12 protein-coding genes and 3 pseudogenes are annotated in these 11,655 nt (G+C 38.4%); 11 read left to right on the top strand and 4 right to left on the bottom strand.

Annotated features, from left to right (window positions below; all coding sequences use genetic code 11):
• The 6 genes and pseudogenes from FD44_RS08695 to FD44_RS08720 all read left to right on the top strand — a co-directional run.
• A pseudogene (locus tag FD44_RS08695) lies at positions 1-120 on the top strand (nicking enzyme TraA protein); the annotation flags it as partial.
• 18 nt (positions 121-138) lie between these two features.
• Positions 139-828 (top strand): annotated as a pseudogene (locus FD44_RS08700) (conjugal transfer protein TrbL family protein); the annotation flags it as partial.
• 14 nt (positions 829-842) lie between these two features.
• Positions 843-1,253: a hypothetical protein gene (locus FD44_RS08705; RefSeq protein WP_002825296.1), complete on the top strand. Its 411-nt coding sequence runs from the start codon at positions 843-845 to the stop codon at positions 1,251-1,253.
• Between the two features lie 6 nt (positions 1,254-1,259).
• Positions 1,260-3,395: pseudogene (topB, locus tag FD44_RS08710) on the top strand (DNA topoisomerase III).
• A 121-nt stretch (positions 3,396-3,516) separates the two neighbouring features.
• Positions 3,517-3,732 (top strand): hypothetical protein, encoded by a 216-nt coding sequence (locus FD44_RS08715; protein WP_010620903.1) that lies wholly within the window; start codon positions 3,517-3,519, stop codon positions 3,730-3,732.
• A 3-nt stretch (positions 3,733-3,735) separates the two neighbouring features.
• Complete coding sequence (locus FD44_RS08720) at positions 3,736-4,860, top strand: ArdC-like ssDNA-binding domain-containing protein (RefSeq protein WP_056973881.1); 1,125 nt, start codon at positions 3,736-3,738, stop codon at positions 4,858-4,860.
• Positions 4,861-5,012: 152 nt separating this feature from the next.
• Here FD44_RS08720 and FD44_RS10870 read toward each other — a convergent pair whose 3' ends face one another.
• From FD44_RS10870 to FD44_RS08730, 3 genes are all read right to left on the bottom strand, one after another.
• Entirely contained in the window at positions 5,013-5,102 is a 90-nt protein-coding gene (locus FD44_RS10870) for a putative holin-like toxin (protein ID WP_072672334.1), read from the bottom strand.
• A 214-nt stretch (positions 5,103-5,316) separates the two neighbouring features.
• The gene (locus FD44_RS08725; RefSeq protein ID WP_010579428.1) at positions 5,317-5,931 is read right to left on the bottom strand and encodes a CadD family cadmium resistance transporter; all 615 of its coding nucleotides are present in this window, start codon (positions 5,929-5,931) and stop codon (positions 5,317-5,319) included.
• A 25-nt stretch (positions 5,932-5,956) separates the two neighbouring features.
• Positions 5,957-6,313 carry an ArsR/SmtB family transcription factor gene (locus tag FD44_RS08730; RefSeq protein WP_010579429.1) on the bottom strand — a complete coding sequence of 119 codons (357 nt, stop codon included), beginning with the start codon at positions 6,311-6,313 and terminating at the stop codon, positions 5,957-5,959.
• A gap of 367 nt (positions 6,314-6,680) precedes the next feature.
• Here FD44_RS08730 and FD44_RS08735 point away from each other — a divergent pair, with 367 nt between their 5' ends.
• Entirely contained in the window at positions 6,681-7,124 is a 444-nt protein-coding gene (locus tag FD44_RS08735) for a hypothetical protein (RefSeq protein ID WP_016526921.1), read from the top strand.
• A 367-nt stretch (positions 7,125-7,491) separates the two neighbouring features.
• On the opposite strand, the gene FD44_RS08740 is transcribed toward FD44_RS08735, so the two are convergent.
• The gene (locus FD44_RS08740; RefSeq protein ID WP_056973883.1) at positions 7,492-8,727 is read right to left on the bottom strand and encodes an IS110 family RNA-guided transposase; all 1,236 of its coding nucleotides are present in this window, start codon (positions 8,725-8,727) and stop codon (positions 7,492-7,494) included.
• A 358-nt stretch (positions 8,728-9,085) separates the two neighbouring features.
• Here FD44_RS08740 and FD44_RS08745 point away from each other — a divergent pair, with 358 nt between their 5' ends.
• From FD44_RS08745 to FD44_RS08760, 4 genes are read left to right on the top strand one after another with little or no spacing between them, the layout of a single operon-like run.
• The gene (locus FD44_RS08745) at positions 9,086-9,400 is read left to right on the top strand and encodes a rhodanese-like domain-containing protein (protein WP_004271064.1); all 315 of its coding nucleotides are present in this window, start codon (positions 9,086-9,088) and stop codon (positions 9,398-9,400) included.
• A 2-nt stretch (positions 9,401-9,402) separates the two neighbouring features.
• Entirely contained in the window at positions 9,403-11,058 is a 1,656-nt protein-coding gene (locus FD44_RS08750) for an FAD-dependent oxidoreductase (RefSeq protein WP_017866940.1), read from the top strand.
• Positions 11,051-11,359, top strand: a complete 309-nt coding sequence (locus FD44_RS08755; protein ID WP_010620809.1) for a rhodanese-like domain-containing protein — start codon at positions 11,051-11,053, stop codon at positions 11,357-11,359. The genes FD44_RS08750 and FD44_RS08755 overlap by 8 nt, the downstream gene beginning before the upstream one ends.
• Positions 11,346-11,606 carry a metal-sensitive transcriptional regulator gene (locus FD44_RS08760; RefSeq protein ID WP_056973885.1) on the top strand — a complete coding sequence of 87 codons (261 nt, stop codon included), beginning with the start codon at positions 11,346-11,348 and terminating at the stop codon, positions 11,604-11,606. Before FD44_RS08755 ends, FD44_RS08760 begins: the two co-directional genes overlap by 14 nt.
• Positions 11,607-11,655: the final 49 nt, after the last annotated feature.

Here is an 11,655-nt window from a genome sequence, read left to right on the forward strand (position 1 = left end):
GAAGATTACCAACGGCAAAAACAGGCGCAAGGTTTAAAGGAGACTGAGTGGGAAATGACGAAAAAGCAGCGGCAACATCAAACTAGAAATCGGCATGAAGATGGGGGCATGCACTTGTAATCTAAATGTAAAATCAAATCCTTTGCGACATCGTTAGTCGTTGTGGTCGTCCTTGGCCGCATTGTGATGACAATTCTAAAAGAGGCAGATGAAAGTACCGATGTTACTTGGGCTAATATCATCATGGACGGGATTAAATCAGCGGCCGTGATTCCGGTTTTGGTGTTTTTACAGGGCTTTATTCAAGGTTCAATTACCTTGCCCCTGCTAAAGTATATGTTTAGTTCTGATCAGAAATTCACTGCTAAATCAATTACCGGCATGAATAAAGCCCCTGGGCTAAAAGATGTTGGCATTTCGCTACCCTTACAGATTTTGTTTCTGCTAATCTTCACTGTCGTAACCGTCGTGTTCTTTATCAAGATGTGTGTGTTTGTGGCTGATATGGCTTGGTACAACCTGACGATTCCTTTAGCTGCAATGAGCATGGCGACTGAAAGTTTTGATTACAGTGGCACGTGGTGGAAGAAGTACATTTATTACAATGCCTCCATTATTAGCCAGGTGCTTTGTATATCATTATCAGTATGGTGTTTCACTAATATGGCTAAATACGGGTTTATTGCTTTTATTGCTTCAATCGGATTCGGTTTTCTGGTGGTCAAGACACCTGACGCCGTTAAAGACTTTTGGGCTTCAACCGGTGTGACTAAGAGTGCTGGTATGGGTGCCATGAGAATGTTTCAAAATTATTTCCGTAGCCACTAGGAGGAAAAATAGTTATGAAGAAAATCGCACACTGGTTATTGGAAAAAGCCAAAAAAGATATGCGAACCGACCCTTTTGCAACACCTTCACGGCGGACTAAGCTGTCTTACTATTTTGATAACTTAGTTAGCATGGTCTTCTATATAATGGGAATTTACCTCATGTTAATGGATTTATACCAAGAGCTTTTCACGGCGAACCATACCGATTTTTTAGGAACTGCGCTAATGGCCTTAGTTTTACTGCTGGGTGGCTTATTATTCCGTTGGTCAGCCTATGCAGATCTCAAAGCCATCAACCGGTATCAACATTATTTGAAGCAACAATCGATAGAGCAACAACAAGAATTGCGCCGTGAAACTTGGTTGAAAGCGGCTGAACAAGGTAAAACAGAATTAGATCAAAAACTTAATCACAAGGAGTGAATGAACATGACCACTGTTATCTTAGCTGAAAAACCCAGTCAAGCCCGTTCATACGTCCAAGCCTTTCAAAAGAGCACAAAAAAACAGGGTTACTATACGGTTAGTGACCCTGTTTTGCCCGCAAATACGCTTGTGACGTATGGTCTCGGACATTTAGTTGAACTGGCCACACCGGATAAATACGATCAGAAATACCAGCAATGGACCCTATCTAATTTACCGATTTTCCCCAACAAATACAAGTTTGTGGTGTCAGCTAGTAAAAAAGATCAATTCAAGGTCGTCAAAGACCTGTTAACGAAGGCCGATACCATTATTGTTGCCACCGATAGTGGCCGAGAGGGTTCTAATATTGCCTGGTCGATCATGAGCCAAGCCCAGATTGACGTTAAAAAGAAGACCATTAAGCGGCTATGGTTGAATAGTTTGGAAAAAGACGCCATTATTACCGGCTTTAAAAATCTTGGTGACTGGCACAAAGACTATTTGGCGTATAAAGAAGCACAAACCCGTCAAATTAGTGATTGGTTGATCGGTATGAATGGTAGTCCCTTATATACTTTATTGTTGAGGAAAAATGGGGTGCGTGGGGTGTACTCAATTGGTCGCGTGCAGACGCCAACCTTGTATATGGTCTATCAAAGAGACCAGGCAATCAAAAACTTTAAGCCGGAACCCTATTTTGAACTAAATGCTGAAATTTTAGCCAATCAGCAAAAATTCTTCGCAAAATTAGACCCCTATCAGCGATTTAAAGACGAAACAGGGCTAATAACATTCATGCAAGCTAAACACGTTCAGAAAGGCTCACAGGCCGGTTTAATCAAGGACGTCCAAAAGCAAGGCAAAAAACGAGCTAGTCCCCAACTATTCTCGCTATCTAGTCTCCAAAGTGCCATGAATAAACGTTATCACGCCAGCGCCAGCCAAACCTTAGCGGCTATTCAAAGCTTATACGAAGACAAACTGCTCAGTTATCCCCGCACCGATTGTGCTTATATCACTGATGAAGAATTTGATTATTTAGTGGCTAATCTGACGCAGTATCTGGGTTTGGTATCTAAGCCAGTCGCTTTAACCAATACCACCCCAAATAAACGTTACGTCAATGGGAAAAAGGTTGAAGAACATTACGCCATTATCATGACTAAAGCTGTGCCGACTAAAGAGAAACTAGCCAGCTTACCTAAATTACAGCAACAAGTCTATGACTTGGTTTTAAGAACGACGTTAGCGATGTTTGCTGATCCGTACGAGTACGAGGAAACCACCATTATCACCCAAGTTGGTGCCGCCAATTTTAAAGCAACCGGTAAGGTCCCAACTAAGCAAGGCTGGTAAGCTTTATTTGATGATCACAAAGCCGACCAGCAAGAAACAGCCACCTTACCACTCGTTCATCAGGGCGATCAGGTTAAAGCAAATCTGCAAACACCGCAAAAAGAAACGACACCACCGGTGCCCTTTACCGAAGGTACCTTAATTACGGCAATGAAGACGGCCGGTAAAACACTTGATGATGAAGAAGCCCAAGCGATTCTTAAAGATGTGCAAGGCATTGGAACGAGTGCAACCCGGGCAAATGTGCTGGAAGTGTTAAAGAAGCGCGGCTATTTAGTTACTGAAAAGAACAAGCTCCACGTCAGTGAAGCGGGGATTACTTTATGTAAAGCGGTTGAACTCGAACCCTTGTTAACTAGCCCAGAGATGACAGCAAAATGGGAGCAAGCGTTACAACAAATCAGTACCGAAGAACGCACCCCGGATAACTTTTTGAACCAAATCAAAAAGTTCGTGGCAAAATTGATTGCTGATGTTCCCACGCAATTGACTGGCAGTGCAGCCATTAAGCAACAAATCGATCACCAACAGCAAGCCCAAAAAGCCGCCGAAGTATTCTTAGAAACACCGCAAGCCACCGTGTTAAATAAACAAAAGTTTTACATTGTAAAGCCTACGCAAGGCGAAGACTTTACCCTGCCCAAGAAATGGAGCAGTAAGGCCCTCGGTAAGACCGCAATTAAAGCGTTGGTCACCAAGGGAGAAACCAGCAAATTAAAGGGTTTCAAGAGTAAAAAAGGAAAGTCGTTTGACGCCAAGTTAAAGCTTGAGGGCCATAAATTAAGTTTTGATTTTGATTAGAACCTGCCTACCGCCCTTCACGTTGTTCCGGTTGGTGAACCCGTTGTTTAGGTTCACTTTGACAACCCCCAAAGCAAACCTAAACAACGGGTGAGATTAGCAAAGCAAAGGAGATCATGAAATGGATAACGAATTAACAGTCATTGGGAGTGAATTACCGGTTTTGCAGACTAAAGGAACCTACAAGTATTTAAAAGAAATTACTGGTAACGGGGCCTATTATCAAGTGGCCTGGCAAAAATTAGCCGATGGCTACGTTGCCCTTTATGGCACGACCCCGATTCAAATAAGATCATTGCCAACATTGAATGATATTTTTGAAGATGAGGAGGGTTAAAAAATGCCAAGTAAAGCAGATGTTAAAGCCTGGAAATCACAATTAGTTGCCCAGGCTGAACAACAAATCCTAAAATTAACCGATAGTGACCAATTTAAAAGGTACCTCAATACCCTGGCTAAATTTCATCATTATAGCGTCAGAAACATTGATTTAATTTATGCGCAAAATCCTCAAGCCACTCAAGTCGCCGGTTTTAAGCAATGGCAGACGGCTTTTAACCGCACCGTCGACCGGGGCGCAAAAGCGATTCGGATTGCGGCCCCAATTATTAAGAAGTTAACACCAGCCGAGCAAAAGCGCCTTGATACCACCGATGATCGGGCTATTGTCGGTTATCGTTATCTACCAGTCTTTGATGTGTCACAAACTAGCGGTGAACCAGTGTTAAGTGCTAAAGATTTTGTCAAAGAAAACTTGGCTGATCATCAGAATGTAACGAGCTTGTATAACGCGTTCAAAGATTATTTAAACCAGCAACCCGACCTTAAAGTCAGTGAAGTGCCTTTAGCGACGCTAAATGGGGCTAAGGGGTATTTTCAACCTAGCACTAGTGAAATCGTTATTGGTGGCGATGAGCCCGACAATGCTTTGAAACTAAAGACTTTATATCACGAATATGCACATAGCCAGCTACACGGGTTAAAATCAGCCTTTAAAGATCGGCCACGAGCCTATCAGGAAACCCAGGCCGAGGCGGTTGCATATGTCGCCATGCAAAACATTGGCGTTGATACCAGTAAATATTCACTCGGTTATGTGGCTACCTGGGCGAAAGATAAAGCCGTGATCCATAGTGCTTTAAGTGAAATCCAGCAAGTTAGCAACAAAGTGATTGAGCTTAGTGACGGGTTAACCAAACAATTAGGCTTACAAGAAGCCCAAAAAGATCCTGAGCATGATTTAAAAAAGCTATCAGCCCAGGATCTTAATAAGTCCTATCAAGGCTTGCAACTGCAAGTTAAGCAATCAACTAATCCACAACAAAAATCAGAATTAAAAAATCAATTAACCGATGTGCACCAGGAAATTAGTGATCGAACGCAAAAGCAGCTACAAGCATTTGCTAAACAGAATCCGAAAATCAAACAACCTGATCCTGAATCTGATCAAAGTCTGAAACGTTAGCCAGTTTTTAAAGGGCATGCTATAATAAAGACAGAAAAAGGAAGCCCCGCTGGAACAGGACTTCCCATACAAGCCGCTTTAAAGGCGGTGGCCTAGATTACAAAACTACATTGTCGCCCTGTAACCGACCAAAGTTACGCAGGGCGGCTTTTTTATTTGTTCCTTTTGTCGATGTATGTTAGCAACGCCAAAATAAACATTGCAAACAGCAACATCAACGAGAGTGTCTGGAAGACGCTCATTGACTGTGAAACCTTTCTGAAGATTATTCCATGTTCCCATGGGCCTCACCTCTCAAGGGAAAAGACAGCCACCGCCCTTAAAACTTTAGAGTCCTAATATACTTGACTTTACGTAGAATCCACACCCGTAATTCGAAACAATTTTTTTGCAAGTAACCAATTCTCTGATGCCACTATAACACCTCTATATAAACAAAAAAGATATCCTATTTTTTCAAAAAAGTATTTTAATAAGATGTGAAATTGTGTCACTCTCTAAAATAATCATCATGCCTAATCCAATATAAATAATTGCCATAATCCAATTACCAAATTTATCTAACAATTTCTTAACAATCTTCACACGCGAAAATTTATCACCCAAATAGACAAGTATGAAGATACAGAATGTAAAAACAATAAACGTCGTTATTAGTTGTTCGATTGTTAACGATACAAAGTAAGGCACAAAAAGTCCAATGTTATCAGAGCCACAAGATGCAACGGTGATTAAAGCAACCGTTGCGATCAAATTTTTGTCTTTTCGCTGTTCGATTTTTTCATCAACCTCAGCGGCTTCATCTTCGTCACTCAGGATATATTTAATCCCAAAGCCAATCGGTATTAAACCTAAAAATCCAAGAATCCACTTAGCAGGCACATAGTGAAGTACTAACGCAAAAAAAAGACTGATTGCTATCAATGTGTATGAACCTAAAAATTGACCAATATAAATTTGTTGCTTATGTTTTGTTGACCGATATTTTGAAAATAATAACATCAGAATAACTAATAAATCAATCGCGGTGGAGGCGTATAGCACAATACCAGTTATAATGGTTTTAATCATAGCAACATCCCATTTCACATATTTATTAACCCGTAATTTTACCTGTGTCTTCTGCTAAACACCAAGCACGTTCTAATAGAATAGCAGTACATTCATCAATAATTTCATAGTTGATGAAATTTCCATCACGTTCAGTTTTCACAATTTTTTGATCAACTAATCGCTGCAACTGGTTAGAAATAGCTGCAGTTTTCATATTAAGCCTAGCCGCAATCTTGCCAACTGATATTTTAGGCTCGCGCGTTAAACAATGTAAAATTCTTAATCTTGTATCATTGGATAGAACTTTAAAAAGTAAGACGATCTCACTTGCGTTCTCTTCACTCAGTAAATCACGGCTAGCTAATTCTGGTTTATCCGGACAACAGTCTACTTTTATCATGCGTATCCTCCTTGTAATACAATTATGTGACGACCAACTATTACATTATATCATGTAATAGTTTAATGGTGAACCATATTTTACACTTAATATTAGTAATTGAAACTCCATCACAAAAATAACTAGGTTATAAAACGCCAACATCCAGTTGACGCTTAAAATATAAGCTTCAACTGGATGTTGGAATATTTTAAATAAGGCAGATTGCAAGAAAACTTCTTGCTTGGTCTATTATACAGAAAACTTGTATAGGAAGAAATATTTCTTGTAACCAGTGTGTATTTTTTGCTTTAGAATGATTGAAATTTGTTTGATTAAAAAGCAATAGCTATGTAGTTGCTTGGACATTAAAGTAGGAGTGATATTTATGATAAAAGAAACACCAAGAAACATTGAAGAGTTGAAAAAGAAAGCAAATAATAAAAACAGTTGGCGTGAACGTTTGTCTGCTGTAAATGTTTTAAAAGAATATGATTGCAAGCAGTCTAAAGATATACTTGCTAGACTTGCTATAAATGACCCAGTGTTTAAAGTGAAAGAAACGGCGTTTCGTGCTGCTCAAGCATTAGGCGTAACCAGTCATGGAAATCCTATTTATTTAGGTAAAGGAAAGAAGGGAAATCTGGTTAAGGGGATTAATAAAAAACTTGAAAAGGTTAGAAATTCATTGCCAGATGATTATTCGTTCGAAGATTTTAAGAGTGAATTTCAAAAAAAATATCCAAGCGCATATGATGTTTATGAGGGTACTAAAAAAGATTTTGATGGTTGGCTTAAAAAATCAGAAGCAAATTTACCCCATAGAAAATAAAGAGAGTAAGACAGATTAAACGAATATTGATACGTATAGTTTATCTTTATATACAAAGAAAAATATACCCTTTATGGGTATGGTATGTAAGTCAAGTTTTGCTGTGAAAACACTGCGTTTATTTATTAGAAAATAAATCCTGTTGACATTTAAGTTGACATTTAATTGGACTCGTAGTTTAGTATACCTTAAGGGGTATATTGAGATGTTTTAATAAGACATGTGGTATTAAGTCAATAGATTAATTTTACCAATGTCCAAACTTAAGAGGTGGTAAGAGCTAAAAATGATGCACTTAAATAAACCTCGAAGATTTTATTTTTAAAATCTTGAGAAGAGATAATAGGTGTTAAATTCGTTTATTCACCTATACCATTTCCTCCTTTCGATAGATTTGATGATCGCGGAGTAGTTTATCGATCACCCTGACTAATTTTCGTGCGGTAAGTGCGAGGGCGCGTTTTCTTGGTGTTCTGGCAACTTCATGTTGTTTCTTGGTAAAGTAACGATTAAAGGTTTCATCATAGCGAATTATCGAATTGGTAGCTTCAATTAGATAATACCGAAGGTAAACATCACCCGAATGAGTCATTCGAGTTACTTGACCAGTAAAGTTGCCAGACTGATATTGTTTCCATGTTAATCCAGCATATTTTGCTAATTTAGCTTGATTGTCAAAGCGATCAATTTGACCAATTTCTGCGATGATACCAGCAGAATACACTGGCCCAATACCAGGAATTGATTGCAGGATTGCAGCTTCAGGAATGACAGTCATCATTTTGGTGATTTCATCATCCAGCTGCTTAATTAATTTGGTAAATGTTTTGATCTCTGAAGTGTAAATTGATAGCACAATATCGACGGAATTTTGCATTACTTTACCCAATCGGTAAGAACCACGGACGGCCTTTTTAATGGCTTTCGCTAACTTTTGTGGGTCTGCGAAACGTCCATGTCCTTGCTTATTAAGGTAAGCCGCTAAATCTTCTACCGGGATGGCATTGAGATCATCAATGGTGAATTCATCAGACAATAAATTCATCATCGTAGCACCAAAAATTGAGGTGTCTAGCTTATCAACTACGAGTTTATTAAGCTTATAATAAAGATTTTCGATGAAGTGCTGCTTAGATTCAGTTAGATTAGCTGCTAGTTGGAATCGTGAACGGGTTAAACGTTGTAAGGCAATGTACTGTTCCTCTTTTACGATTCCTACGGAATAGCGTTCTAAGCGCAGAAAATCGGCAATGTAAAAAGCATCAATCGTATCATTTTTATTTTCTTCAAAAATATTTTTAAATCGTTTAACTTCAGTGGGATTTAAAACGACTGTCTCTAAGTTAAACTGATTTAAATCATCGTCTAGTTGGAAAAACATCGCCGGATGAAAGCTATAGATGGAAGTCGATTCCATACCGATGACAATTTTTTCATAATGGTTTTGTTGGTTCAGAGTTAAGATTTTTTGTTTCAATTCAGATATGCCATTCAAGTCATTTAAAACAGAACCAGAAAAAAGTAATTCTTGAGCTGTTTGTGAAGACATAATGGCGACTTGTAAATCTTTGGAGCTTACATCAATACCGACAAATAATTTCATTGGTTGGCCTCCTTTCATTTAAATTGTCTGGTCTTAAGTTGGACACTGCATGATAGCCCCTAATTACAATCTCTAAGTACATCCTCGCAATATTAGTACTCATGGGTTATTTAATTCAAAGCTACGCTAATTCTACTCAAATTAGTTGAATTGAATAATCGGTACAGCATGTGGTTGGTACTATAGAACATTGCCTGGGCGGCAGCCTTAGAGAGTAGTTTAACTACAGGAGGAAATAACCTATACCAGTTGACCAATGCCAATGACAATTAGAGGTTATCATGCGGTGTCCAACAATGAAACAATTATTTACAGAATGTTGAATGACTATATTTATATAATACGAGGGGGAAATAGTATGTTTAAATTTTTTAATACAGTAGCAAGCATTTCAGTAACTGAGTTGCAAGAAAAAATGAAAGGCACAATTCATTTACTTGATGTACGCACACCAAATGAGTACCGGTCAGGGCATATATCGAAAGCTAAAAACGTTCCGCTAAATAAGGTCGATGGCTATAAAGGAAGTTTGACTGAGGAAGTTTATGTGATTTGTCAATCTGGGATGCGCAGTAAAAAAGCCGCAAAAATATTACAAAAAAAAGGCTATAGCGTAGTAAATATTCGTGGTGGCATGAGCCAATGGACCGGTCAAATAAGAGGAGGAAAATAATTATGACAAAAATTATTATCGTAGGTGGAGTCGCTGGAGGAATGTCAGCTGCGACTAGATTACGTCGATTAATGGAAGATGCTGAAATTGTTGTTTTAGAAAAGGGGCCATTTGTTTCATTTGCCAATTGTGGATTACCCTACTATGTATCTGGAGAAATTGAAGCGAGAGAAAGTTTATTAGTTCAAACACCAGAGGCTTTACGTGCACGTTTTAATTTAGATGTGAGACCACATCATGAAGTGATAGCAATCAATCCCGTGGATAAAACGGTCACAATTAAACACAGTGGTCAAATAACGACAGAATCTTATGATAAGTTGATTCTATCCCCAGGAGCCAAACCATTTATTCCACCGATTATTGGATTAGCCGAAGCAACGAATGTTTACAGTTTAAGAAATGTACCAGATTTGGATAAAATCATGACTAACATAGATCAGGAAAATCCTAAAAAAGCAATTGTGGTCGGTGCTGGATTCATTGGGTTAGAAATGGCAGAAAATTTAAAAAAACGTGGCTTGGAAGTAGCTCTTATTGAAAAAGCCCCTCATGTTTTGCCTCCGTTAGATGAAGAAATGGCTGCTTTTGTTAAAAATGAATTAGTTAGCAAAGGAGTAGAAGTGATTACTTCTCAATCGGCTGCAGAATTTAGAAATCAAGGAAAATTAGTTATTTTAGAAGATGGAACTGAGTTGCAATCAGATTTAACTATTTTGTCAGTAGGAGTTCAACCTGAAAATACTTTAGCAAAAGATGCAGGAATCAAATTAGGATTACGTGGAGGAATTTTGGTTGATAATAATTATCAAACGAATCTTTCAGATATTTATGCAGTAGGAGACGCGATTTTAGTCAAGCAACAAATCACTGGTGAAGATGCCCTTATTTCTTTGGCTTCTCCAGCTAACCGACAAGGCAGACAGGTAGCAGATGTTATTGCTGGATTGAATCGCAAAAATAAAGGAAGTATTGGTACGGCAATTGTTCGTGTATTTGGTTTGAGTGCTGCTTCCACAGGGTTAAGTGAACGTGTTGCTAGACTGGCTGGACTTGATGTGGCAGTTGTTCATATCTCTGGAAAAGATCATGCAGGTTACTATCCTGGAGCGACAGAAATAGTTTTAAAATTAATGTATAATCCCAAAACGGGTGAAATTTATGGCGCTCAAGGAATTGGTGAAAAAGGGGTTGATAAGCGTATCGATATTCTAGCTACAGCGATTAAAGGCGGGCTTACTGTTTTTGATTTACCTGAATTAGAATTTTCTTATGCACCACCATTTGGAGCTGCAAAAGATCCGGTCAATATGATTGGGTATGTCGCTTTAAATCAGATTGAAGGATTAAGTAACACGATCCAATGGCATGAATTGACAGACGAACTCGCTAAAGGAAAGATCTTATTGGATGTTCGAGAAGAAAGCGAATTAGCCAATGGGCGTTTTAAAGAAGCAATTAATATTCCGCTAAATGATTTACGATGCCGTGTTTCTGAATTAGATCCAACAAAGGAATATATCATAAGTTGTCATAGTGGTTTGAGAAGTTATGTCGGCGAGAGAATTTTAAAACAAGCTGGATTTAAAGTAGAAAACTTAGATGGTGCATTTTCTTTATATAAAGCAGTGAGATTGGAGGATGTAGACTATGTTTAGTTCAATTGGTGTAGATGAATTTTATCAAAAGTCCAAAACAGAATCATTGACAATTGTTGATGTTAGAGAAGCCGATGAGTTTGAAAGAGGGCATATTCCATCCGCTAAAGCTCTTCCTTTAAGCGGATTAGAACAACATATCGATCAGTTAAATAAAGATGAAAAATACTATGTTATATGTCAATCTGGCAGACGTTCAGCAATGGCCTGTGATTTTTTAAGTAGTGAAGGATATAAAGTAGTCAATGTAATGGGGGGGATGTCAGCGTGGAAAGGAGAATTAACCTATGGGGACTTGTGATAAAAGTATTCTGAATCGTTTAACGCGCGCAGAAGGTCAAATGCGTGGGATTCAGAAAATGATTGAAGAAGAAAAAGAATGTATTGATGTAATCACCCAATTAAGTGCTGTTAGATCGAGTGTTGACCGGATTATGGGAATAATTGTTGCTGAAAATTTGAAGTCGTGTTTAGATAATCCGGAATTAGATTCAGATAAACAATCACAGAAAGTGGAGCAAGCTATTAATATGATCATCAAAAAATAAGGATGGAAAAACATATGGAAGAATTAAATGGTGCTTTACCTTTTAATGC

The sequence above is a fragment of the Secundilactobacillus malefermentans DSM 5705 = KCTC 3548 genome, from assembly GCF_001436395.1.
Lineage (GTDB): Bacteria > Bacillota > Bacilli > Lactobacillales > Lactobacillaceae > Secundilactobacillus > Secundilactobacillus malefermentans.